The sequence below is a fragment of the Zobellia russellii genome, from assembly GCF_044597075.1.
Lineage (GTDB): Bacteria > Bacteroidota > Bacteroidia > Flavobacteriales > Flavobacteriaceae > Zobellia > Zobellia russellii.
The window spans coordinates 2,330,699-2,356,151 of record NZ_CP139000.1 but is presented as its reverse complement, the minus strand read 5'-3'; the positions used below and the strand labels follow the sequence as shown (position 1 = coordinate 2,356,151).

At 39.2% G+C, this 25,453-nt stretch carries 24 protein-coding genes; 10 read left to right on the top strand and 14 right to left on the bottom strand.

Translation table 11 applies throughout. From position 1 onward, the window contains the following. Positions 1-3 precede the first annotated feature (3 nt). Positions 4-1,485, top strand: coding sequence for a DUF389 domain-containing protein (locus SJY45_RS09550; RefSeq protein ID WP_215441118.1), 1,482 nt, complete (start codon positions 4-6; stop codon positions 1,483-1,485). Between the two features lie 10 nt (positions 1,486-1,495). On the opposite strand, the gene SJY45_RS09545 is transcribed toward SJY45_RS09550, so the two are convergent. Together SJY45_RS09545 and SJY45_RS09540 are read right to left on the bottom strand one after the other, a co-directional pair. Further along, the gene (locus SJY45_RS09545) at positions 1,496-2,263 is read right to left on the bottom strand and encodes an ABC transporter ATP-binding protein (RefSeq protein WP_400070321.1); all 768 of its coding nucleotides are present in this window, start codon (positions 2,261-2,263) and stop codon (positions 1,496-1,498) included. Then, the gene (locus tag SJY45_RS09540) at positions 2,260-3,000 is read right to left on the bottom strand and encodes an ABC transporter permease (RefSeq protein ID WP_215441120.1); all 741 of its coding nucleotides are present in this window, start codon (positions 2,998-3,000) and stop codon (positions 2,260-2,262) included. Before SJY45_RS09540 ends, SJY45_RS09545 begins: the two co-directional genes overlap by 4 nt. A 112-nt stretch (positions 3,001-3,112) precedes the next feature. Here SJY45_RS09540 and pafA point away from each other — a divergent pair, with 112 nt between their 5' ends. Next, entirely contained in the window at positions 3,113-4,774 is a 1,662-nt protein-coding gene (gene pafA, locus SJY45_RS09535; protein WP_400070318.1) for an alkaline phosphatase PafA, read from the top strand. A gap of 11 nt (positions 4,775-4,785) precedes the next feature. After that, complete coding sequence (murI, locus tag SJY45_RS09530) at positions 4,786-5,574, top strand: glutamate racemase (RefSeq protein WP_400070316.1); 789 nt, start codon at positions 4,786-4,788, stop codon at positions 5,572-5,574. Here murI and SJY45_RS09525 read toward each other — a convergent pair. After that, positions 5,563-6,060 (bottom strand): dihydrofolate reductase, encoded by a 498-nt coding sequence (locus SJY45_RS09525; protein WP_400070314.1) that lies wholly within the window; start codon positions 6,058-6,060, stop codon positions 5,563-5,565. The genes murI and SJY45_RS09525 overlap by 12 nt on opposite strands. Then, on the bottom strand, positions 6,057-6,446 hold the full coding sequence (locus tag SJY45_RS09520; RefSeq protein WP_215441127.1) for a 2TM domain-containing protein: 390 nt from the start codon (positions 6,444-6,446) through the stop codon (positions 6,057-6,059). Before SJY45_RS09520 ends, SJY45_RS09525 begins: the two co-directional genes overlap by 4 nt. Before the next feature lie 58 nt (positions 6,447-6,504). Here SJY45_RS09520 and SJY45_RS09515 point away from each other — a divergent pair, with 58 nt between their 5' ends. Next, complete coding sequence (locus tag SJY45_RS09515) at positions 6,505-7,593, top strand: aminotransferase class V-fold PLP-dependent enzyme (RefSeq protein ID WP_400070312.1); 1,089 nt, start codon at positions 6,505-6,507, stop codon at positions 7,591-7,593. Positions 7,594-7,762: 169 nt separating this feature from the next. After that, positions 7,763-8,062, top strand: coding sequence for an isoamylase early set domain-containing protein (locus SJY45_RS09510; protein ID WP_215441129.1), 300 nt, complete (start codon positions 7,763-7,765; stop codon positions 8,060-8,062). A 114-nt stretch (positions 8,063-8,176) separates the two neighbouring features. Here the strand turns inward: SJY45_RS09510 and SJY45_RS09505 are convergent, their stop codons facing one another. The 8 genes from SJY45_RS09505 to SJY45_RS09470 all read right to left on the bottom strand — a co-directional run bounded on the left by SJY45_RS09505 (position 8,177) and on the right by SJY45_RS09470 (position 15,694). Continuing rightward, a complete protein-coding gene (locus tag SJY45_RS09505) occupies positions 8,177-8,458 on the bottom strand; it encodes a DUF427 domain-containing protein (RefSeq protein ID WP_400070310.1) in 282 nt (93 codons plus the stop codon). 65 nt (positions 8,459-8,523) lie between these two features. Beyond that, positions 8,524-9,495, bottom strand: coding sequence for an L-histidine N(alpha)-methyltransferase (gene egtD / locus SJY45_RS09500; protein ID WP_400070308.1), 972 nt, complete (start codon positions 9,493-9,495; stop codon positions 8,524-8,526). A 51-nt stretch (positions 9,496-9,546) separates the two neighbouring features. Continuing rightward, positions 9,547-10,707 carry an ergothioneine biosynthesis protein EgtB gene (gene egtB, locus SJY45_RS09495; RefSeq protein WP_400074334.1) on the bottom strand — a complete coding sequence of 387 codons (1,161 nt, stop codon included), beginning with the start codon at positions 10,705-10,707 and terminating at the stop codon, positions 9,547-9,549. Positions 10,708-10,781: 74 nt separating this feature from the next. After that, complete coding sequence (locus tag SJY45_RS09490) at positions 10,782-11,606, bottom strand: thymidylate synthase (RefSeq protein WP_400070306.1); 825 nt, start codon at positions 11,604-11,606, stop codon at positions 10,782-10,784. 106 nt (positions 11,607-11,712) lie between these two features. Then, positions 11,713-13,161, bottom strand: a complete 1,449-nt coding sequence (locus SJY45_RS09485) for a NupC/NupG family nucleoside CNT transporter (RefSeq protein WP_400070304.1) — start codon at positions 13,159-13,161, stop codon at positions 11,713-11,715. A gap of 18 nt (positions 13,162-13,179) precedes the next feature. After that, entirely contained in the window at positions 13,180-13,809 is a 630-nt protein-coding gene (locus SJY45_RS09480; protein WP_215441137.1) for a bifunctional nuclease family protein, read from the bottom strand. 85 nt (positions 13,810-13,894) lie between these two features. After that, entirely contained in the window at positions 13,895-14,863 is a 969-nt protein-coding gene (locus SJY45_RS09475; protein ID WP_400070302.1) for an electron transfer flavoprotein subunit alpha/FixB family protein, read from the bottom strand. Between the two features lie 90 nt (positions 14,864-14,953). Then, complete coding sequence (locus tag SJY45_RS09470) at positions 14,954-15,694, bottom strand: electron transfer flavoprotein subunit beta/FixA family protein (RefSeq protein ID WP_289041552.1); 741 nt, start codon at positions 15,692-15,694, stop codon at positions 14,954-14,956. Between the two features lie 174 nt (positions 15,695-15,868). On the opposite strand from SJY45_RS09470, the gene SJY45_RS09465 reads away from it, so the two are divergent. The 4 genes from SJY45_RS09465 to SJY45_RS09450 all read left to right on the top strand — a co-directional run bounded on the left by SJY45_RS09465 (position 15,869) and on the right by SJY45_RS09450 (position 22,787). Continuing rightward, a complete protein-coding gene (locus SJY45_RS09465) occupies positions 15,869-16,846 on the top strand; it encodes a pyruvate dehydrogenase complex E1 component subunit beta (protein ID WP_400070299.1) in 978 nt (325 codons plus the stop codon). Between the two features lie 220 nt (positions 16,847-17,066). Then, on the top strand, positions 17,067-19,568 hold the full coding sequence (locus tag SJY45_RS09460; RefSeq protein ID WP_289041553.1) for a DUF5686 family protein: 2,502 nt from the start codon (positions 17,067-17,069) through the stop codon (positions 19,566-19,568). 207 nt (positions 19,569-19,775) lie between these two features. Continuing rightward, a complete protein-coding gene (locus tag SJY45_RS09455; RefSeq protein WP_215441147.1) occupies positions 19,776-20,303 on the top strand; it encodes an inorganic diphosphatase in 528 nt (175 codons plus the stop codon). Positions 20,304-20,411: 108 nt separating this feature from the next. Next, on the top strand, positions 20,412-22,787 hold the full coding sequence (locus SJY45_RS09450) for a sodium-translocating pyrophosphatase (protein WP_400070296.1): 2,376 nt from the start codon (positions 20,412-20,414) through the stop codon (positions 22,785-22,787). A gap of 49 nt (positions 22,788-22,836) precedes the next feature. On the opposite strand, the gene SJY45_RS09445 is transcribed toward SJY45_RS09450, so the two are convergent. Then, positions 22,837-23,541, bottom strand: coding sequence for an energy transducer TonB (locus SJY45_RS09445; protein ID WP_400070294.1), 705 nt, complete (start codon positions 23,539-23,541; stop codon positions 22,837-22,839). Between the two features lie 189 nt (positions 23,542-23,730). Between SJY45_RS09445 and SJY45_RS09440 the strand changes: the two genes are divergently transcribed. Next, a complete protein-coding gene (locus SJY45_RS09440; RefSeq protein WP_400070292.1) occupies positions 23,731-24,747 on the top strand; it encodes an App1 family protein in 1,017 nt (338 codons plus the stop codon). Here SJY45_RS09440 and SJY45_RS09435 read toward each other — a convergent pair. After that, a complete protein-coding gene (locus SJY45_RS09435) occupies positions 24,744-25,358 on the bottom strand; it encodes a deoxynucleoside kinase (RefSeq protein WP_215441155.1) in 615 nt (204 codons plus the stop codon). The genes SJY45_RS09440 and SJY45_RS09435 overlap by 4 nt on opposite strands. Positions 25,359-25,453 lie beyond the last annotated feature (95 nt).

The window sequence follows — 25,453 nt, the reverse complement described above, 5'->3', positions numbered from 1 at the left end:
TACATGAGCGATAAATTGAATCAAGATAATATCACGCCAACTGAGGCTCCAAAGGAGAGCGAAGAGGCCGTAAGGAAAGATGCAAAAGGTCTGTGGGAAAGCCTGCGGAGGTTTATGCGTGAATTATTGGATATTCGTGAAAATACGGATCAAGAAGCTACGAAGGAAGCTATTATTGCAGATATACCCTTTAAAGGGCATACTTCATGGATTTTGATCTGTTCTATCTTTATCGCTTCTATTGGTCTTAATGCAAACTCTACAGCAGTAGTTATTGGTGCCATGTTAATATCACCGCTTATGGGGCCTATTTTGGGTCTGGGTATGTCTTTGGCCATTAATGATATTGACACACTAAGGCGATCATTAAAGAACTTTGCCGTAATGGTGGTTCTTAGTGTGTTAACGGCTTATCTGTTTTTTGAATTCTTTCCAATTCAAGATGAGTCTTCTGAGTTGTTGGCACGTACGGCTCCGGATATTAGGGATGTTCTTATAGCCTTTTTTGGTGGTTTGGCATTGGTAATTGCAAGGGCTAAAAAAGGAACTATTGCCAGCGTTATTTTTGGTGTTGCCATTGCTACGGCTTTAATGCCGCCTTTGTGTACGGTAGGCTTTGGTCTGGCCATAGGTAATCCCGGTTACGCTTTTGGGGCCATGTATTTATTTATCATAAATACCATTTTCATAGCCTTGGCGACTTTCTTGACCATAAAACTTTTAAAGTTTCCTATGGTGCGTTATGTAAACTCCGCCAAAAGAAGGCGTATAGCGCGTATAGCTTCTATTGTGGCTTTATTGGTTATGATACCTGCGGGATGGACGTTCTATAAGGTGTTTCAGGAGTCCATGTTTAAAAAGCAGGCCAATGAATTTGTTAGTGAGACCATTGGAAAATACCAATTTACAAGTGGAGGAAGGTATCTGGATAATTTTACCAGTATTGAATATAATGAAGGTGAACAGCCGGTAATTGAGATCGTTTGTATGGGCAACGAGGTTATTCCGGCCAATATTATTTCCTCATGGAACACCATGCTAAAAGAAGATGAGGATTATAAGCGGCTTACGAATACTGAGCTTCATATTATTCAAGGGTCTCAAAATGATCAGGTAGATCAGTTGAAATATATTAACGAACTCTATGAGTCCCAGAAAAACCAATTGTCTAGTAAAGCGGAGAAAATTGCGTTTTTAGAGGCCGAGGTCACTCGTTTGCAAAAGGATGCATCTAGTAGAAAACAAATTCCTTTTCAAGATATAAGTGCCGAGGCAAAAGCCAACTATGAGAATTTGGTTTCTTTGCAGTATGATAATGCCGTTATTACGGATTTTAGTAAAACGGATACCCTATCAATCTTTGAAGTAAAATGGAAAGAAGGGCTGAGCAATACTAAAATTGCTTCGGAGAACAAAAGGGTTCATGAGTGGTTAAAAGTACGATTGAAGGATACCACCATACAGCTGCGAGGAACTGCTAAATAGGATTGTAGATTTAGTTACGCTCTTCTATATACATCTGGCGCACTTTCTTAAAGAGGTCGGAAGAATACACAAAATCGGTAACCGTTTCGTTATCGGTTTTAAATATTTCCTTGTTGGTGCCTTCCCAAGCCTTTAAGCCATCTTTAAGAAAAAGAATTTTTTCTCCTATTTCCATTACCGAGTTCATATCGTGGGTATTGATAATAGTGGTAATGTCATACTCCTCCGTAATTTCCTTGATCAAGTTGTCTATGACAATAGCGGTTTTTGGATCAAGTCCAGAATTGGGTTCGTCGCAGAAAAGATATTTAGGGTTCATAACAATAGCGCGGGCAATAGCTACCCTTTTCTGCATTCCCCCAGAAATTTCGGAAGGATATTTATGATGCGCATCTACTAGGTTAACTCTCTTTAGTACAAAATCCGCTCTGTCCTGCATTTCGGATTTGGACTGTTTTGTAAACATTTCCAACGGAAATTTCACATTGCCTTCTACGGTCATAGAATCAAACAGGGCGCTTCCTTGGAATACCATGCCCATTTCTTGGCGTAGGTCTCTCTTTTGTGCATCGGTAAGTTCCGTATAAATTTGACCGTTATAACTAATTGTGCCTTCCTCCGGAGTAAAAAGTCCTAACAAGCACTTTAAGAAAACGGTCTTACCGGAGCCACTTTGTCCAATTATTAAATTGGTCTTTCCTTTTTGAAAACTAGTGGTCACCCCTTTAAGAATATGGGTGCCATCAAAAGATTTGTGTATGTCGTTTACTTCTATCATTGGCCTAATAAGAGTTGGGTGAGTATATAGTTAGCAATGATTATTACCACACTCGTCCAAACAAACGAGGTGGTACTGGCCTTTCCTACTTCTAAAGCTCCACCGGTCATGTAAAAACCATGATAGGAAGGTACCGTAGCTAAAACAAAAGCAAATACCAATGTTTTGAGAAAGGCATAGGTTACGTGAAAAGGAATAAAATCTAATTGAACACCTTCTATAAAATCTGCACTGGTGCTAAATCCTCCAAATACGGCGGCCATCCAACCTCCAAAAATCCCAACATACATAGCAATTGAGATAATGAACGGGTAAAGGCAAAGTGCTATAATTTTTGGAAAAACCAGATAGTTAAGCGCGTTGACTCCCATGACCTCTAGCGCATCTATTTGCTCTGTTACTCGCATAGTACCAATGCTAGATGTGATATAGGACCCTACTTTTCCTGCCATGATAATTGAGCAAAAAGTAGGGGCAAACTCAAGAATAATAGATTGCCTAGTTGCAAAGCCTACCAGGTTTTTTGGTATAAGTTCACTGGTAATGTTCAATGCCGTTTGTATGGCAACAACAGCTCCCATGAAAAAAGAAATGAAAATTAAGATACCCAAAGAACCGAAGATCAATTCGTCTACTTCTTTCAAAATGAGCGACTTCATAATGCGCCATTTTGTAGGTTTCTTAAAGACCTCTTTTATCATAATGGCATATCTGCCAATCGATCTTAGGTAGTTCATGTGATGAAAATAGGTATATCCTAACAAAAATAACAATAAACGATTTCATTTAACCTCCATTTAAACTTTAAAAGGGGAATTTATTTACTTTTGCTATCTCAATAAAACAACTATGTCCAAGAATTTTACCGTCTTATTTTTTACCATTTGTACCATTACTTTTTTACCGCTTACGTCATTCGGTCAAAAAAAATCAAAAGAACAAACTGATGCTCAATTGAAAACCGACCCAAAGCTTGTGGTGGGTATTATTGTGGATCAAATGCGCTACGATTATATTACCCGTTTTTGGGACCATTATGGTGATGATGGATTTAAACGCTTGGTAAATGAAGGTTTCAATTGTAAGAACAATCATTATAACTATGCCCCCACGAGTACCGGACCTGGGCATACTTCTGTATATACAGGTACAACACCGGCTATGCATGGCATAATTGGCAATAACTGGTACGATAAAGAATCGGATACCGATGTATATTGTGCGGGTGATCCGGCCTATAATTCAGTTGGTACTACTTCTGATGCCGGAAAAATGTCTCCCCATAGAATGACCGTTACCACAATTACAGATGAACTTCGCTTGCATACGCAAATGCGAGGTAAGACTATAGCCATTGCTTTAAAAGATAGAGGTGCTGTTCTTCCAGGTGGGCATACGGCTAATGCGGCATATTGGTTTAGCGATGGCGCTTGGATTACAAGTTCTTTTTATATGGACAAACTACCTGTTTGGGTGGAGAAGTTTAATGCTGATAAATCCGTAGATGCTTACAAGAAGCCATGGAAAACGTTAAAGAAAATTTCGGAGTATGTTGAAAGCGGTACGGACTATAATGCTTACGAAGGATTGTTTAAAGGGGAGAAGACCTCGGTTTTCACTCATGACTTACCTGCACTATGGGATGAGAATGGTAAGTATGAGCTGCTTAAGGCAACACCTTTTGGTAATAGTATAACTACTGATTTTGCCGTAGCCGCCCTTGAGGAAGAGCAGCTGGGGAAAGATGATGTTACAGATTTCCTGGCCGTTAGTTTTTCAAGTACGGATTATGTAGGTCATAAGTTTGGTGTCAACTCAAAAGAAATACAGGATACGTATGTAAGACTTGATCAAGATTTAGAGCGTCTTTTTAAAGAATTAGATCGCAAAGTGGGAAAAGGAGAATATACCGTATTTCTAACCGCAGATCATGCCGCAATTGAAGTTCCGGCATATTTAAAGGATCAGAGAATACCGGCAGATTATGTTGTTTGGGACGAGATAAAAACAAATTTCAATCAATTTTTGGAGTTCAATTATGGAACAACTGATATTGTAAAGGACTTTTCTAACAACCAATACTTTTTAGACCATAGTATTATTAAGAATCTGGATTTGAGCGTACAGGAAGTTCAGGAAAATATAGCAAAAGAATTGTTGAATTATAAAGGGATTGATCGTACCTATACGGCCTACCAAATGTGGCAGAATGATTACACTCATGGTATACCTTATATTCTTCAAAATGGGTATAACCAAAAACGTTCTGGTGATGTTTTGGTCGTATTGTCTCCGGGTACAATTTCTTACCCAAAAACAGGTTCTACCCATGGTTCGCCGCAAATTTATGATACGCATGTGCCCTTACTTTTTTATGGTGCGGGAATTAAACATGGGAGTACGGTAGAGCGAACCGAAATAGATGATATTGCTCCAACAGTAGCTAGTTTATTAGGGATAGCGTTTCCTAACGGAGCTACAGGAAGCCCAATAGTAGAAGTGTTGGAATAATTAGAAAGCATATGAACAATAGGCCAATTGGTGTTTTTGATTCAGGGGTTGGAGGAACTTCCATTTGGAAAGAAATTCAGAAACTCCTACCTAATGAGAATACCCTGTATTTGGCAGATAGTAAAAATGCACCTTACGGTGAGAAATCACAGGAAGAGATTCTTCAGCTAAGTATAAAGAATACAGAGTTTCTTTTAGAGAAAGACTGTAAGATTATTGTGGTTGCCTGTAATACGGCCACTACCAATGCCATTTCGTATTTAAGGGCGCATTACAAAGTTCCTTTTATAGGTATAGAGCCGGCAATAAAGCCTGCGGCCTTACAATCAGAATCTAAGACTGTGGGTGTGTTGGCTACAAAAGGAACGCTATCCAGTAGTCTTTTTCATAGCACATCTATTAGCCATGCTGCCGGAATTAAGATTATTGAACAAGAAGGAACCGGTTTGGTGCCGTTAATAGAAAGCGGCAAAGTAGCAGCTAAGGAAACCAAGGAACTTTTAAATAAATATGTGGGCCCTATGCTTGAACAAGGCATGGACCATCTGGTTTTGGGCTGTACCCATTACCCATACCTAATCCCTGTTCTAAAAACTCTATTGCCCGCCCATGTAAAGATTATTGATTCCGGAGAAGCAGTAGCAAGACAGGTACGGGCCGTGCTCCAAAAGAACGATGCGCTCAATGCATCAAATGAGCCGGCAAGACATAGACTTTATACTAACGTAGCTCCTGACGTTCTAAAGCGTTTTGTGGAGGATGTTACGGCAGATTTTTTAGTTGAAAAATTAGATTTTTAAGTAGGTAAGATACGTAAATGCGTATTTGTGTTTCTCATCTGCCGAATGGTATTGCTCGGTTGCAAGTTCCCAAACGGACTCATCAATTTCCGGAAAAAAAGTGTCGGCATCTTCAAAAGTGCCATGTACGCGGGTAAGTTCAATTTTGTTAGCTTGTTCCATTCCAAGCTTGTAGATTTCCCCTCCTCCAATTATAAATGATAAGGGCTCGTCCTTTACAAGTTGCAATGCTTCGGTTAAAGAGTACACAACAACACAAGTATCATAGTTTACGGTATAGTTTTTATCCCTGGTTATGATGATATGCTTACGGTTGGGAAGGGGCTTGGGAAAGCTCTCGTACGTTTTTCTTCCCATAATAATGCTGTGCCCGGAAGTTAGTTTTTTAAACCTCTTAAAGTCGTCCGGTAAATGCCATAGGAGGTCATTGTCTTTTCCTAGAGCATTGTCCTCGGCCGCCGCCGCTATCATTGCTACAGTTTTCATGGTTCAATTTTTTTGTTGATTTTGGATAGCGGAAAATCGGTCTCTATTTCCTTTTGTATTTCGGCAATACGCTTTTTTTGTTTGGCTACTAGTTTTTCACGTTGGGTACGTTCCCAATCCTTGCCCATAAATTTTTGGGTAATAAAAACATTAAAAGCATGTATGACAAATAAAAAGGCCCAAAAGGTAATGCCCCAAATAAACCAGTCATAGGTCTCGCCGTATTTTAAAATCTTATTTATTAGAATTAAAAATACACTGCCAATTAGAAAAATGACAAAATGAACGTAGAGTCGTTTCTTTTGTTTTATGCGGGTCTGAGCGTTCTCAAGCATTTCGTGTTGCTCAAGATCTACTTCGGAGCGGTTTTTATTTTTAGAGAACATACGAATAGTTATCTTTAGATTACAAAGATAAGGCAATTGCCGACACAGCGAATACAAGATGAAAAATACCAGAAAACACTTTCCCGTTTTAAGTCAGTATATCTATGCTAACACCGCTTCTTCAGGATTACTTAATGATGATTTAATGGAGTGGCGCCAGGAACATGATCTGGATTATTTAATAGGCGGAAGCAATTTTAGAAATGAGGTAGCCGCTAAGTTAATTTCTGAAACGCGCGAAACGGTAGCCAATTTTTTTGGAGCTAAAAAGGAGAATACAGCATTGGTCCAAAATTTTACGCTAGGGTTGAATATGCTTTTGGAAGGACTGGACAGAAGCCATAAGATATTATTGGTTAAAGATGATTATCCATCGGTAAATTGGCCTTTTGAATACCGTGGTTTTGATGTATCCTATGTTCCTTTGAACGAAGATTTGGAAGCCACTATTTTGAATCTGATCGAGAAGGATAAAATTACCGTATTGGCTTTAAGCTTAGTGCAATGGACCAACGGAATTCATATAAATTTAGATTTTCTTACAAAAATTAAGCAGAAATTTCCTAAATTGAAAATAATTGCTGATGGCACGCAGTTCTGTGGCACGTCAAACTTTGATTTTGATAGTTCGCCATTGGATGTTCTAGGAGCAAGTGCATATAAATGGTTGTTGTCCGGTTATGGAAACGGTTTTATGCTGTTCAAGGATGGAATGGAAGAAACGTTTGCTGTACGAACAATAGGTTACAATGCTTCGGGGCATGATCTAGGTGCAAGGGATAGCATACCATTTGCCAATAGATTTGAGCCGGGACATTTAGATACGTTAAACTTTGGGAGTTTAAAGTTTTCCTTAGAGTATTTGAGTGCCTTGGGTAAGGATGCTATAGAAAATCAGTTAAAATTGCTTTCTAAAAAAGCAAAAAATGAATTTGGCGAACTAGGATTGTTGCCTAAGTCAATACTAGGTAGAGACAATCATAGTACTATATTTAATATAGAAGGAAATGATGCTCTTTTTCAAATATTAACGGACAAAGGTGTCATCTGTTCGCAACGCGGAGACGGTATTAGGCTTAGTTTTCATTTTTACAATAGTGAAGAAGATATCAATGAAGTTGTAAAAATCTTAAAAACAGCTATATAGACGATTACAATGTAGAGAAAAGGATGACAATATTTTGCATCCAATTACTATTTGTTATGTAAATATTGCGAAAATGATAAAAATGCGTTAATCATTGTATATGAGCATTTTAATATGTTAGTTTTGCTCTTGATTTAGAAACTAAAAAATCAATTTAAAATAATACATAATGGCAATTTCAAAACAGTATCTAAAAACAAAACCCGTTTGTAAAGTTACTTTTACGGTTCCTGCAGAGGAAGCATCAAAAGTGGCTGTTGTTGGTGATTTCAATAACTGGAAAGCAAACAAAGCAAGTTCATTGAAGAAGTTGAAAAACGGAAATTTCAAAGGTACTTTAGAACTTCCTAAAGAGACTTCTTTTGAGTTTAAATATATCATAGACGGTAACTATGTAAACGAAGCGGAAGCTGATCGTTACCAGTGGAATGATTATGCAGGTGGTGAAAACGCCGTTCTGGATTTATAATTCATTCGTTAGAAATATATAGAAAGCCGGAACATGTTTATGTCCCGGCTTTTTTTACTTTGAAGTAATTGCACAAGCTTCTGTAGAAGCGGTGTGCTAATTATCTATTTGTCTCTATGCTTCAACGGTAACTCCCTTCCAGAAAGCAACTCGGCCTTTGATACCTTTGGCCAATGGGCTAACTTCTGGGTAGTACCATGCTGCATAAGGATTTTCCTTGCCATCAACCATTAGGGTATAGTAATGTGCCTGACCTTTCCATGGGCAAGTAGTATGTGTTTCACTTGTTTTGAAGTATTCTTTTTTAATACTTTCCGCAGGAAAATAATGGTTGTTTTCTACAACAACTGTTTCATCACTTTCCGCTATTACGGTATTGTTCCAAATTGCTTTCATATCAAATGCATTTATGCCATTCCTTTAAACGGCAGATAAATAATTAAAGTTAGAAGGTGTTGAGCTTACTTTTTTCTTAGCACGAAATTTTTGTAATGGTTTTCAGCATCACAAAACTCTGTTTCTATTTTTAGACCCGCTTTTTCGGCTAGCCAAGCAACCACCTTATCGTCATACTTTTGGGAAATCTCGGTATGTATTGTTTCCCACTGTTCAAAATCAATTAGTACGTCTAACTTTTCAATACTTACAGATTGGGCTTCTTTGGCTACCAAGTAACTCTTTGCCGTTCCGGTTTCCGGGTCATATACTTCCCAGTGTAGAAACTTGTCCAAATCAAAATTGCCGCCAAGTTCTGTATTGATTCTGGCCAATACGTTTTTATTGAATGCTGCAGTTATTCCGGCTTGATCATTGTAAGCATCTAGAATGGTCTGTGGGTTTTTCTTCATGTCAAACCCAATAAAGAACAAATCATCCTTTTGCATAAGCTCTTGAACACTTTTTAGAAAGTCTATAGCTTGCTCGTGCAAGAGGTTTCCAATGTTAGAACCTAAGAAGAGAATTATTTTCTTAGTACCGTTTTTGGAGTTTATTTTTTTCAATGCCTCAAAATAGGTGCCTTGTTGGGGTTCTACAACCACATTTCGGAGCTCTTTTTTAAGGGATTGTTCCAAACCATTAAGTACGTTTTGACTGATGTCAATAGGTTGGTATTTGAAATCGTAGTTGTTTTCTGAAAGGTGTTTTAATAGGATTTTAGTCTTTTTGCCATCTCCGGCACCCAACTCTATAAGTTTGAATTTAGGGATTCCCGAAGCAAAAAGCTCGGCTATTTCTTGGGTGTGATTCGCAAGAATATCAAACTCTTTCTGAGTAAGGTAATACTCTGGCATATTCATGATATCCTGAAAAAGTTTGTCTCCCTTCTCGTCATAGAAATATTTGGACGATAAATGTTTGGGGAAATCCGTTAGCCCGGAATGGACATCTTCTTCAAATTGGGTCTCAAAAAGTATTTGGGTTGGTTTATGCATGCCTCTTAGGTCGGAAAAGTTCTAAATACTATACGTGTGTTGTCTAAAAAATTATTTGGCCAGCCTTAAACCGGTATATTGCCATCTTAGTTGGGTCTGAAAGAAGTTACGGTATGTGGGTCTGGTATGATGTGCGGGTGTGGCAACGGAACCACCACGCAGTACTTTCTGATTCACCATAAATTTACCGTTGTATTCACCTAGGGCGCCATCAGCTTTTTTATAATTGGGGTAGGGGAGATAAGCGCTTTCCGTCCATTCCCATCGCTTTCCCCAATTAAAGAGTGATTGGGCCGCTTCCCATTCAAATTCTGTAGCAAGACGGCAGCCTTTCCATTGTGCAAAGGCGAATGCCTCAAAATATGAAATGTGGGTAACGGGGGCATTGGGTGTAATTTCCTGAAGCCCGTTTAGCGTATAATTATGCCAAAGTTCGTCAATATTGTGCCAGTATAAAGGTGCGGAAATGTTGTTTTGGTTTATCCAATCCCAACCTTCCGCATGCCAAAGGTCAAATTTCTTATAACCTCCGGCTTCAATGAATGCCATATATTCTTGATTGGTAATAAGATTTTTTGATACCTGAAAGGGGTGTAGGTATACTTTATGCCTTCCCAATTCATTGTCATAGCAAAAAGTGCTAGAGTTATGGCCTATTTCGTAAATACCTTCATCCATAGAAATCCACTCTTGTGGTTCATTTTCATGTGGATGCTCTTTAAAGTTATTTGAATAAACGGGCAATAGCGGGTTGTTGCCCAGAATAAACTTAATATCCGTTAATAACAACTCTTGATGCTGCTTTTCATGATGTATACCTATTTCCAGCAGGTCATCTAATTCTTGACTTTGTGATGTGCTAAATAGGTTTTTTATTCCTTCCGTTACGTACGTGCGATAAGCATAGACACTGTCTACAGAGGGGCGCGATAGATTACCCCGATCGGAACGCACTACACGTTTGCCTACGGTTTCATAGTAACTATTGAATACAAAGGAAAAATCCTCATCAAAAACGGTATAGCCCTTAAAATGAGGTTTTAAAATAAACTCTTCAAAAAACCAAGTCGTGTGTCCAAGGTGCCATTTAGGAGGGGAAACATCTACAATGGGTTGAACCACGTAGTCTTCAATTTCTAGAGGCTTGCAAATGTTTTCTGTGTGCAGGCGCGTCTCTAAAAAAAAATCAACGAGGGAATCGGTTGAGGTCATAGCAATTTTCATATTCTATAAATATAAGGATTATAGAATGTACGCCATGAGCTCAATAATATTTTTGGTGAACGCTAAACGGCAACAGCACCCTTAATATGTGGGTGAGGGTTGTAATCCTCCAGGCTGAAATCTTCAAACTTAAAGTCGAAAATGTCTTTTATTTCCGGGTTGATAACCATTTTTGGTAGTGGCCTAGGTTCGCGACTCAATTGCAATTCTACCTGTTCCATATGGTTGTTGTAGATGTGGGCATCGCCAAAAGTGTGAATAAATTCACCTGCCTCATAGCCACACACTTGTGCCATCATCATTGTAAATAGTGCGTAAGATGCAATGTTAAACGGTACGCCTAGAAAGATGTCTGCACTACGTTGGTAAAGTTGACATGAAAGCTTGCCATCAGCAACATAAAACTGAAAAAAGGCATGACAGGGAGGAAGTGCCGCTTTGCCGTTGGCTATATTTTCAGAGAACGATTTTGAAGTGTCCGGAAGTACACTTGGGTTCCATGCGGAAACCAACATACGTCTGCTATTAGGATTGTTTTTTAAAGATTGAATAACATCTTTAATTTGATCAATCTCATCATTGTTCCAATTACGCCATTGATGACCATAAACAGGGCCTAAATCACCATTCTCGTCTGCCCATTCATTCCAGATACGCACGCCGTTTTCTTGAAGGTATTTAATATTTGTATCTCCTTTCAAGAACCAAAGCAACTCATAAACAATAGACTTCAGGTGTAGCTTTTTGGTCGTTACCATGGGAAAACCTTTGCAAAGGTCAAAACGCATTTGATATCCAAAAACGCTCAATGTTCCAGTTCCTGTACGGTCTCCTTTTTGGTTACCGTTTTCGAGTACGTGCTTTAGTAAATCGTGGTATTGTTTCATAGTAGCGTAAAGATAATGGGTAAAAGGAAAAGGAAAAGGAATTGCTATTTTGAGTTATCAGTAATTTATTAACCGAGATATTTTTGCTGAATATTCTAACTCTCGGTTACCCCAAAATCATACCCGCAATAGTAGCGGAGAGTAAAGATGCAATTGAACCACCAAGAACGGCCTTAAGACCAAATTCGGAAAGTGTCTTGCGTTGACCGGGAGCTAAAGAGCCGATGCCGCCAATCTGTATACCTATAGATGCAAAGTTTGCAAATCCGCAGAGCATATAAGTGGCCATAATAACAGATTTGTTGTAAGTAAGGTTGGCTCCTCTGCTTAAATCCTTAAGTTCCGCCAATTGTTTGTAGCCAATAAACTCGCTTGCGGCTAGCTTTATACCCAATAATTGCCCCATGAACATAACGTCTTCTTTTGCAACGCCTATTAGCCACATAAGAGGCGCAAAGATGGTTCCGAGAATAGCTTCTAAAGAGAATTTTTTATAAGCAGTATTCTCAACGATCCAATCATTCAAATGGGTCAGGTCTCCAGCATATCCTAAAATACCATTGATCATGGCAATCATAGCAACAAAAACCAAAAGCATGGCACCAACATTAACCGCTAATTTTAGCCCTTCAGTTGTTCCGTTAGCTATGGCGTCTAACATATTTGAACCGATTTTTTCCGTAGAAACTTCAATATCCGTATTAACGACTTCCGTTTGCGGATATAATATTTTTGAGATTACGATTGCCCCTGGTGCGGCCATAACTGATGCAGCCAATAAGTGCTTCGCAAAAACCAACTGCAGCAATTTATCCTCACCACCTAAAAAACCTATATAAGCAGCTAAAACAGCTCCGGCAACGGTAGCCATACCGCCAATCATTACCAATAGTATTTCCGAACGGTTCATTTTTTCCAAATACGCCTTTATCAATAAAGGTGCTTCGGTCTGACCTAAAAAAATATTTCCTGCAACAGAAAGACTTTCGGCTCCGGATATACCCAATGTTTTAGAAAGCATCCAGGCCAATGCCCTAACCACTTTCTGGATTACTCCTAAATAGAATAATAAAGAGGTAAGTGCTGAAAAGAAGATAATGGTAGGCAATACTTGAAATGCAAAAATGTAGCCGAATGTATTAGTGTCAACCACTAAACCTTCAAAAAGAAATTTACTTCCCGCACGGGTGAACCCTAAAATACTGATAAAAACTTCACCAACGGATTCAAATCCCTTTTGGATGAAAGGCACCTTTAGTACACCAACAGCAATGAATAGTTGTAGGGTAAGGCCAATGCCAACCGTTTTCCAATTGATGGCCTTTCGGTTAGAACTAAATAAAAATGAAATAAGTAAAAGCACCACCATTCCCAATACACCACGGCCTAAACTACTTAGAGTAAAGCCTTCGTTAGGTTTTATTTTGTTGGTGGTTTCTGAAATTACATCATTGATTACCGTTGTTTCAACATTGTGTACGGTAATACTATCTTGTGCTATGGATGGGAAAAAGATGAAAAGGGCAAGCAGAACAATCCAAGGGTTGATTTTCATAGGGTACTTGCTTGTTTATCAGTTTCTTTTTGAAATCTCGTCCCGTAATTTGGCCGCTTTTTCATAATCTTCATTGGCTACGGCTTGATCAAGCTCTTTGTGGAGCTCATCAACAGAAAGTTCCGTATAACCATCTGTTGCACCGGATTCGATTTCTACAGTTTCGCCCTCTTGTAAGATTTCGTCAACTACAATGCTGTCATCGGTTTCTTCTTTTTCCTTGTCTTTTGACGAGAACTTTAAAAAGATTCCTGCTTTGTCCAAAATAGTCTTGTAGGTAAAAATAGGGGCGTTAAACCGGAGTGCCAATGCAATGGCATCACTGGTTCTGGCATCTATAATCTCCTCAATTTTATCGCGCTCGCATATGATACTGGAGTAAAAAACACCGTCTACCAATTTGTGGATAATAACCTGTTTGATAACAATGTCAAAACGATCTGAAAAGTTTTTGAACAAATCGTGGGTTAAAGGTCTAGGCGGTTTTATTTCCTTTTCAAGTGCAATGGCAATGGACTGTGCTTCAAAAGCACCGATAACGATGGGTAATTTACGATCGCCTTCCACTTCGTTCAAAATAAGGGCATATGCCCCGTTTTGTGTTTGGCTATAGGAAATACCTTTTATTTTTAACCTTACTAAGCTCATAGAATCTTTAAAATACAAAAGACTGTTTAAATACGGGCGTACCATGCATTTAAACAGCCCTTTAATGAGCGCAAATTAACAAAAATTAAGCGTTTTGCGCTTTAAATTCCTTTAATTTTTCGATGAGCTTTGGTACCACTTCAAAGGCGTCGCCCACAATTCCGTAGTCGGCAGCTTTGAAAAATGGTGCTTCGGGGTCTGAGTTAATGACCACTTTGGTTTTTGAGGCACTTACTCCTGCCAAATGTTGTATAGCTCCTGAAATACCAATAGCTATGTATAAGTTGGATGCAACCGGCTTTCCGGTTTGGCCAACGTGCTCTCCGTGGGGTCTCCATCCCATATCGGAAACAGGTTTTGAGCAAGCCGTAGCGGCACCAAGAACTTGGGCAAGATCTTCGATCATTCCCCAGTTTTCAGGACCTTTAAGACCTCGTCCTCCGGAAACCACAATCTCTGCGTCCGCAATGGTTACCTGGCCAGCAACCTTGTCTATTTCAACGGACTTAACGGAGAAATCAGCATCGCTTAAATCTGCATTAAAAGTTTCAACTGCTGCAGTTGTGGGATTCTCTTTTATGCCAAATGCGTTATTGGAAACACCAATGATCTTGCTGTCCGTAGTAATTTCTGTATGAGCAAAGCCTTTATTACTAAATGCGGTACGCTTTACGCTAAATGGAGATGTGCTTTCCGGCGCGGCAACAACATTGGGTACGTATCCTGCTTTTAATTTCGCAGCTAGGATTGGCGCCAAGAATTTGCTGTTGGTGCTGGAGCTTACGATAACTACCTGTGCACCTTCACTATTGGCGGCCTGCATAATACTATTAGCGTATGCGGCGGCACTGAAAGTGGAAAGTTTGTCATTGGCTATGTTCAATACTTTGGAAACACCATAAGTTCCCAAGGCTTCGTTATCACTAGCGTTAAATGCAATTGCAGTAACTGATGAGCCTAACTGGTCTGCCACAGCTTTGGCATATGATGCCACTTCAAAGGCACTTTTTTTGAATTTTCCGTTTTCGGATTCTGTATATACTAATACTGACATGTGGTGTATTGTTTAATTTTTAGAGATAAAGTTAAGCTGAATAGGGTTTTGTGAGCATGTGGCCCGTGGTTGAGAACCTATCTAGCGTAATTAAATTACCTTAGCTTCGTTGTGCAATAAATCTACCAACTCATCTGCGGAATTCACCAATTTTACACTTCCTTTTGCGGTAGGCTTGTCAAATTTCGCATCTTTGGTCGCAACGGTAGCATCAATAGGCTCCACTACGGTAAGTGTCTTTTTTCGAGCCATCATAATACCTCTCATGTTAGGTATTTTTAGATCACTTTCCTGTACAAGGCCTTTTTGCCCACCAATAACTAGAGGTAGGGAAGCCTGTACGGTTTCTTTTCCGCCGTCTATTTCTCGTATAGCCGTTGCCGTATCGCCTTCTATTTCAAGACTTATACAGGTGTTTATAAAATTCATTCCCAAAAGAGTGGCCAGAATTCCGGGAACCATTCCTCCGTTGTAATCAATACTTTCCCTGCCTGCTATAACAAGGTCGTAGGCTCCGTCCTTAACAATGTTGGCCAGTTGTTCGGCAACGAAAAATCCGTCTACCGGAGCGGCGTTAACCCTAATGGCTTCATCAGCGCCAATGGCAAGTGCCTTACGCATAGTTGGTTCTACGCTGGCTTCGCCTACTGTAGCAATGTGTACGGTAGCTCCTTGCTTTTCCTTGAACCACATGGCACGGGTTAAACCAAACTCATCATTAGGGTTTATGACAAACTGTACGCCATTGGTGTCAAATTTTGTATCACCGTCCGTAAAGTTTATTTTTGAGGTCGTGTCAGGAACATTACTTATGCAAACTAATATTTTCATGTCTATAAAGCTATTTATAATCTAGACGAAGATATGGAAACTTTTTCGAAAATACTATGCATGCATAGTATTTTTTATAACTTTTTTTGATTCTGAGAGCCCTTTAATTGATATATATTTTCCTATTTTTGCTTGCGTTTTTAACGATCATAATAAAAAGATACTCCATATAATATGAAGACATTACAATTTAGGGAAGCCATTGTCGAGGCGATGTCGGAAGAAATGAGAAAAGACGAGTCAGTTTATCTGATGGGAGAAGAGGTTGCCGAATATAACGGTGCTTACAAAGCTTCTAAAGGAATGCTAGACGAGTTTGGTGCCAAACGAGTTATAGATACGCCAATTGCCGAACTAGGTTTTGCTGGTATAGGTGTAGGGTCTACAATGACTGGTTGCCGTCCTATAATAGAGTTCATGACGTTTAACTTTGCTTTGGTGGGTATCGATCAGATCATCAATAATGCGGCTAAAATCCGTCAGATGTCTGGTGGGCAATTTCCTTGTCCAATAGTTTTTAGAGGTCCTACGGGTTCTGCAGGTCAATTGGCCGCAACACATTCCCAGGCTTTTGAAAGCTGGTATGCTAACTGTCCTGGGTTAAAGGTTATAGTGCCTTCCAATCCTGCAGATGCAAAAGGGTTGTTGAAATCGGCTATTCGCGATAATGATCCTGTTATTTTTATGGAGTCTGAGCAGATGTACGGAGATAAGGGTGAGGTTCCTGAGGGGGAATACACAATTCCTTTAGGTGTTGCCGATATCCGAAGAGAGGGTAGCGATGTTACTATTGTATCCTTTGGTAAAATAATTAAAGAGGCCGATAAAGCTGCGGACGAACTTCAAAAAGAAGGTATTAGCTGTGAAATCATTGATTTACGTACCGTTAAACCATTGGATTACGAAGCTGTACTAAAGTCTGTAAAGAAAACAAATCGTTTGGTTATTCTTGAGGAGGCATGGCCGTTTGGCAATGTGGCAACGGAATTGACCTTTCACGTGCAGTCCAATGCTTTTGATTATTTGGATGCACCTATAGAGAAAATAAACACTGCCGATACACCGGCGCCATATTCTCCAGTATTGTTGGAAGAATGGTTGCCAAACCATGAAGATGTGGTTAAGGCTGTTAAGAAAGTGTTATACAAATAGATATAACTAATTTGTAAAGGTACTTTTGCTTCACCGACTTAGTGTCGGTGAAGCATTTTTTTTAGGATTTCAGTTTAGTGTTTTTTGGCTTGGATTTAGGTTTTTAGCTTGAAAACAGTAGCGGACTTTATTTTGAATGCAAAAAAAAACTAATCAACAATTGTACTATAATCTGTTCTGGTACATTATTTGTTTATAGAGTACAGAGAAAATTTCTTAGATGAAGAACCTCCTTTTATTTGTTTTACTGCTTTTTTCTTTGGTTGTCGGTGCACAAACAAAAGTAGGCGGTACAGTTGTAGACGAAGATAACCAGCCGGTAGCTTTCGCTAATATTCTTTTTAAGGGTTCATATGAGGGTACCATTACGGATGATAATGGTAATTTCTATATGGAGTCGGATGGGGACCATACCACGCTTGTAGTCTCCTTTATTGGTTATGAGAATGTAGAGATTCCGCTAGAGTCTAAAGTAACCTATAAAATGAAGGTTGTCATGAAAGAGGCCTCCCAACAATTAGATGAAGTTGTGCTTGTTGGAGGAAAACAACCTAAGAAAAACAATCCTGCGGTAGAAATACTGAAAAAAATATGGGCTAAAAAAAGAGAGAACGGCCTGCGTAAGTTTGATCAATATGCCTTTGAGAAATATGAAAAGGTAGAATTTGACCTGAATACGATAGACAGCGCCTTGATGAAGAAAAAAATATTCAAGGGGCTAGAATTTGTTTTTAAGGATTTGGACACTTCGCGTATTACCGGTAAGACTTACCTGCCTATCTTTTTGAACGAAACCTTCTCCAAAGTTTATGGAGACAATCGCTTAGATGAGGAAAAGGAAGATATATTGGGTAACAAAAACTCAGGTTTTGACAACAATCAGGCTATAATCGCCTTTGTGGCAGACCTCTATCAAGAATATGATATTTATGATAATTATTTAAAGTTCTTTGATAAAAGTTTTACCAGCCCACTGTCAAGAACGGGTGTGGATGTTTATAATTATGCACTTAGGGATAGTGCTTTCATAGAAAATAAATGGTGCTATAATATTGTCTATTATCCAAGACGAAAGAACGAACTTACGTTTAAGGGAGACTTTTGGGTAAATGATACTACCTATGCCGTAAAGAACATCAATTTAGAAGTTACCAAAAGTGCCAATATCAACTGGGTAAAGGAAATTTATATTGAACAGGATTTTGAGGTGGTCAATGACTCCGTATTTCTACTGAAGCGCGATTATATGATGAGCGATTTTAGTTTTCAGAAAAAGGAAGAGTCCAGAGGTATGTACGGAAAGCGTACTACCGTATTTGATAATTATGCCTTTGATCAAAAGAAACCCAAAGAATTTTATAAGACAGAGAGTAACCCGTATGACCCTGTGGTCTTAAACCGGGACAGTACGTTTTGGCAGAATAATAGGTTGGAGAGTTTAAACAAGGACGAAAAAGGAATTTACCAGCTATTGGATACCTTAAAGACGGTTCCTAAATTTAAGTCGTACTACAATCTAGTAAGTATTTTAGGTAGTGGGTATGTAGAGATTGATAAGTGGAATATGGACATCGGTTCGGTATATGATGTTTTTGGTTACAATCAAGCAGAAGGCCCACGTGTACGTATTGGGGCACGTTCCTATTTTGGTGAAAATGACCTTTGGCGTGTTGAAGGATATACCGCGTATGGTTTTACAGATAGAAAGTTTAAACATGGAGTGTCAGGAAAAATATTGCTTGACCAAAAGAGCAGGCTTATTGTTTCTGGGGGCAACCGGCGCGATATTGAGCAGCTGGGGGTAAGCCTAACGGCTACAAATGATGTTCTTGGCCGTAGCATTGCCTCGTCTTCGTTGGTTACCGTTGGTGCCAATAACAGGTTAACGAACATTAATCTCAGTAAATTCAGTGTAGAGATTGAGCCTATTACCAATGTAAGGTTTGGGGTTGGCGGAACGTTTAGAAAATTAAGCTCTGCTTTACCGGATGATTTTAGTTTGGATTATGTGGACCCCGATTCCCCAACGGGAATTTCATCTGAGATAAATCAGTTTGATTTTAATGCAATCATGATTTATACGCCTGGCAAGAGAACTATTGGCTATGGTGTGGAGCGTAAGGGTATGAATGATGATTACAGTACGCTCTTATTAAGTTATACCAAAGGTGTAGATGTAGTTTTTGATAGCGATTTTAGTTATAGCAAGCTTCAATTTTCATACAGTCAGCCATGGCAAATAGGTGGTTTTGGTAGACTTTTTTCTACCTTGGAGATGGGTAAGACCTTTAATACGGTACCACTTGGGTTGTTGAATGTGGTTCCTGGAAACCAGACATTCTTTTCAAATTACGGCACCTTTCCAAATTTGGATTTCTATGAATTTGTTACGGATACTTATGTGGCATTGCACCTGCAACATAATTTTAACGGGCGAATTTTTTCTCGTATTCCGTTGTTGCGAAAGCTGAATTTAAGGGAGATTATTGGCCTTAGAGGAGTTTGGGGAGATTTGTCAGATGAAAATATAGCTCTAAGTACGCCGGCAACCATAAATACCCCATTGCAGGCACCATCCGATAAAATTTATTACGAATATTCTTTTGGTATTGGTAACATATTTAAAATTCTTAGAATAGATTTTAACTTTAGAGGTAACTATTTGGATGCACCTGATGCACGTCCTTTTAGTATTACGGGAACATTTGGTTTTGATTTTTAATTGAAGTTTCTAGTCTAGTCGTATTTATGTAGTTCGTTCATTACGAATTATTTATAATTATGCATTTGTTGTTTCTTATTCAGGCCATGGAGCTTGTAAGAATTTCCAAATTCTAATAATTGTCAAAAAAGCCGATGTTTTTTCAATATTTGCGGGTAGACACGTATGCATTTTTGTACCTTCGCAGCTGTAAAATAAACCTAAAAAATGGGAAAAAAAGCTGACATAACTTTTGACGTTTTAATTGAGATTCCAAAAGGAAGTAGGAATAAATATGAATACGATTTTGCACTACATAAGATACGTTTTGACCGTATGCTTTTTTCATCAATGATGTACCCTGGAGATTATGGTTTCATTCCAGAGACTTTAGCATTGGATAAAGATCCGCTAGATGTTTTGGTAATGGGTGCAGAACCAACATATCCTATGGTCGTTATGGAAGTAAGGCCAATTGGTGTGTTTCATATGACCGATGAAAAAGGGCCGGATGAAAAAATTATCTGTGTACCTGTTTCGGATCCTATTTGGAGCAATAACCATGATATAAGTGACCTAAATCCACACCGTTTAAAAGAAATTGAGCATTTCTTTAAAGTGTACAAGGATTTGGAAAAGAAAAAAGTTGACACCGGTGGATGGGGCGATGCCGAAGAGGCCGTTAAAATTTACAAAGAATGTGTACAACGATATGATGAGAGCGATTTAAAAAAGAAGCGCACTTTTACGATATAAATAAAATTCACTCCTTAAAAAGCCTTTTTTAGCAATAAAAAAGGCTTTTTTTTATATGATCAATTTCATTACTTTAGTTGGCATTAGAAATCTTAAACAACAACTCGAATGGAATTAGTAGTGAAATTTCTGCCAGTATTTGGAATATTGGCTTTAGTATTCGTCTTTGCCAAAAACGTATGGGTGAGTAAACAAGACGAGGGTGATGCCAAAATGGCTCGTATTGCTAAGAATATTGCAGATGGTGCAATGTCCTTTTTAAAAGCAGAGTATAAAATCCTTGCAATCTTTGTGTTAGCTGTGGCGGTGCTGCTTTATTTTAAAGGTAGTAACGAGGTAGGCTCGCACGGAATGGTTGCCTTATCTTTTATTGTAGGTGCTATATGTTCTGCACTGGCCGGTTTTATTGGCATGAAAGTAGCTACTAAAGCTAATGTACGAACTACACAGGCTGCGCGTACCTCTTTAGGTAAGGCCTTGGAAGTTGCTTTTGCGGGTGGTGCCGTTATGGGGCTTGGTGTTGTTGGACTTGGTGTTTTGGGGCTTAGTGGTCTTTTTATGGTGTACCAAGGTGTTTGGCCTGGTGCGGATAATTTAGGTTTGGTCCTAAATGTACTTTCAGGATTTTCTTTAGGAGCATCTTCTATTGCACTTTTTGCTCGTGTGGGCGGTGGTATATATACAAAAGCCGCAGATGTAGGGGCAGATTTGGTAGGTAAGGTAGAGGCGGGTATTCCAGAGGATCATCCTTTAAATCCGGCTACGATTGCAGATAATGTTGGGGATAACGTTGGGGATGTTGCAGGTATGGGAGCGGATTTGTTCGAGTCTTATGTAGGGTCTATTATTGGAACCATGGTTTTGGGTGCTTTTATCATAACTCCGGAATTTGGAGGTATGGGAGCGGTCTACTTACCGTTAGTGCTTGCCGCTGTTGGTATTGTCATGTCTATTATAGGAACCTTTTTTGTTAAGGTAAAGGATGGTGGAAATCCACAGACTGCTTTAAATATTGGAGAGTTCGGTTCTGCCGGTCTAATGGTGGTTGCTTCTTATTTTATTATAAACGCTTTAATTCCTGAGACTATTGAAGGTCTGCCAATGGGGGCAATGGGAATTTTCATTGCTACCATTGCCGGTTTGGTTGCCGGTCTAGGTGTAGGAAAGATTACGGAATATTATACGGGAACCGGTACTAAGCCGGTTTCTTCTATTGTTGAGCAATCCGAAACAGGTGCTGCAACGAACATTATTGCTGGTTTGGGAGTGGGAATGATGTCTACAATGATTCCTATTTTATTGATTGCGGCCGCTATTTTAGTTTCCCATCATTTTGCAGGTTTATATGGTATAGCTATTGCCGCTGTTGGGATGTTGGCAAACACTGGAATTCAGTTGGCTGTTGATGCATACGGACCTATTTCCGATAATGCAGGTGGTATTGCGGAGATGGCGGAGTTGCCTTCTGAAGTTAGGGAGCGTACCGATAAATTAGATGCCGTTGGTAACACTACTGCGGCCATAGGAAAAGGTTTTGCTATCGCTTCTGCTGCTTTAACGGCTTTGGCTTTGTTTTCGGCTTTTATGAAAGTGGCGAACGTAACTTCAATTGATGTGTCCCAACCTAAAATTATGGCAGGTCTTTTGGTGGGTGGAATGCTTCCGTTTGTGTTTTCGGCCTTGTCTATGAATGCTGTTGGTCGTGCGGCCATGGCAATGATAGAGGAGGTAAGACGTCAATTCAGGGATATTCCCCAGTTAAAAGCGGCCTTGCAGGTCATGCGTGAAGTAGATTCTGATATGTCAAAAGCTACTTCGGAACAAAGGGCTATTTTTGATGCAGCAGATGGATATGCAGAGTATGATAAATGTGTTGATATTTCCACAAAGGCATCTATTAAAGAAATGGTACTGCCCGGATTGTTGGCTATTGCTGTTCCGGTGGCAGTTGGCTTCATTGGTGGAGCGGAAATGTTGGGCGGTCTTTTGGCGGGTGTAACAACCTGCGGGGTGCTAATGGCAATTTTCCAGTCCAATGCCGGTGGTGCATGGGATAACGCTAAGAAGATGATTGAATCCGATGGCCGCAAAGGTACGGATGCACATAAGGCTGCAGTTGTAGGAGATACTGTTGGTGATCCGTTTAAAGATACATCTGGACCTTCTTTAAATATTCTTTTGAAATTAATGTCCGTTGTGGCGTTGGTGATTGCGCCAAGTATCGCCATGAACGCAACGGGTATGGCCGATGTTGAAAACACGAAGGAAATCAAAATTGAGATGAATGCTATTGATACGAATATGGCTGAGGCAACAATTGCATATACTACAGTTGTAAACGGAGAAAAGTTTGTTCAAGAAAAAGTTTTTAAGGGTACGGAATCAACTGTAAAAAGCCAATTAATGGCTTTTGAAAAAGACGTTGAATCCAATAAAGGAACGGATGCTGAAATCACCATTGAAAAGGTGGATATTCGAAAATAATTTAAATATAGATTGAAATAAAAAGGGGGCTATTAAGCCCCTTTTTTGATTAGTGAAGTTTGAATGTAATGGGAATACTAAAAGGCACCCGTACCGGGGTTCCTCTTTGTTTGCCAGGTTTCATTTGGGGTAGCTTATCAATAATTCTTTTTGCTTCTTTTTCTAAGCTTTTGTCCGGACCTCGTAATTGTACATTGCCTATGCTTCCATCTTTTTGAATCACGAACATAATGTTCACTCGGCCTTGAATTCCCATTTCTTGGGCAGATTCAGGGTATCTGAAATTTTTAGCAATATGTCTGTTTATCATTTTCTGGAAACAATCACGTTTGTCTTTTTGGGTTTCACAACCGGGAAAAACAGGAACATCTTCAATGACCATAAAAGACATTTCTTCAGGTTCATCGGTTTCCAAAACTTCGATATCGGACACTTCTAAAATCTCTTCGTTTTGATTGGTCTCGGTAGATTCAAATACATCTTCAACGGCTTCTTCCTCATCGTCAATTATTTCAATTATAGGAGGTGCCGTAATTTGTTTTGGGGGAGGAGGGGTTTTGAACTCCACTAAAATGGGGAGTTCTTCGGTTAGTTGGTCCTCTATGTTCATGGAGACGACATAATCATAAGTTTTGTCATAGGTCTTCCATTCAAAGGCCGCAAGGGTTAACATAAGAACAAACAATAGCCCAAATAGAAAATAGATAGGACGGTTTCTGTTTAGGTCTTTTTGTGGGTTTTTCTTTGGTTTCATCTTTTCTGGGTTTAGAGTCGATTTTGAAAAATCGACAGGGTTAAACATGATTAAACTTAAAGCCAACTCTTTTAGTTTGAAACCGGTACTGAGGGAAACGTACCTTTGGGTGCGTGAACGCTACTTTTGATTAGTCATAGATTTTTATTGTAGTCGGTCTGAGCACTATATTTAAGTATATTTGATGTCATGGGTTTATTCGGAAAGAAAGACAAGTTGCAGATTATGGCTTTTCAGGGCTATGGGACCAATTCGCACTTTTACGCGCGTGGCAGGGCTTTGGAAGACGAGGAAATAGATTTGTCAAAAAAGGGTTTCTTCAATTTAATCTGGAACAGTTACAAGCGTTTTGAAACCGATGAAATACGCAATACCTGCGTTAGGATAAAACTTCCTGATGGGAGAACCCTTACCGGAAAAACAGATGGTAGAGGGTATTATACTTTTGATGAACCGCAAAATAATCTAGAGGAGCTTACCAATGGGGAAGGTTGGTTAAATTATGAGATTTCATACTCGGATGCCTCTCTCCGTAGGGAAGTTCTGCATCAGAATAAGTTTCCCGGAGAATTGTTAATACCTTCCGCTACTGCACAGTTTGGGGTCATAAGCGATATAGATGATACAATCTTGCATACGGGCGTGGTCTCTTCGTTAAAGTGGAAGGTAATCGTAAACACCATTTTTAAAAGGGTCAGTAACCGGAAACCCTTAAAAGGTACTGCGGAATTCTACAATTTACTGCACAGGGGGCAATCCGGAAAGGAGGCGAACCCTATTTTTTATGTGAGCCATAGCCCATGGAACATGTACAGGTATTTAGAACTTTTTCTACAAGAAAACGACTTTCCCAAAGGTCCCATATTGTTGCGAAATTTCCCAAGCCTTGGGCTGCGCAAAAGACCGGACGAAAAACCTCAAAAGCAAAAGGAGATACTCAATATTTTAAAAACATATCCCAATTTAAAATTTATTTTAATCGGGGATAGTGGGGAGCATGATGCAGATATCTATAAGGAAATAGCGGAGCTATATCCAAATCAGATAAGTGCCATTTACATAAGAAGTGTAGCCCATAAACGAAGAATGGAACGGGTTAGAAGTCTCTTTAGCGCATATAAAACAACTCCTGTGCTATTAGTGGAAACTAGTGAACAAGCTATAGAACATGCAAAAGCAAATGGTTTTATTGCTAATACTCCCTAAAATAATCCGTTGATTTCTGCGTCTATTTTATTGATGATAGTTCCCAAATCTTCAGGTTGATCTACAAAATCCAAATCGTCTACATCAATAATAAGGAGATTGCCCTTGGTGTACCCATGAATCCAAGCTTCGTAGCGTTCGTTAAGTCGGCTTAAGTAATCTATGGAAATACTGTTCTCGTATTCGCGCCCACGTTTATGGATTTGTTTTACCAGGTTGGGAATGGAACTTCTTAAATAGATAAGTAAATCCGGCGGTTGAACCAAACTCTCCATCAGTTCAAAAAGGCTCTTGTAGTTTTCAAAATCCCTATTGGTCAACAGGCCCATGGCATGAAGGTTGGGGGCAAAAATATATGCATCTTCATAAATGGTCCTATCCTGAATAATTTCCTTGCCGCTCTCCCTAATTTGTAGGATTTGACGGAACCTATGGTTTAAAAAGTAAATCTGAAGGTTGAAGCTCCAGCGCTCCATCTGATTGTAGAAATCATCTAAATAAGGGTTGTCTACTACATCTTCAAAGTTGGCTTCCCAGTTGTAATGTTTTGCTAATAACCTGGTTAAGGTTGTTTTTCCTGCACCGATGTTTCCGGCAACTGCTATGTGCATAGAGCTTTATAGATTAATGGTTGTGTGTTTTTATGCAAGGTAATTAGAAGGTACAAGATACGAGATAACTATAGGAAGTAAAAACATAATTTATT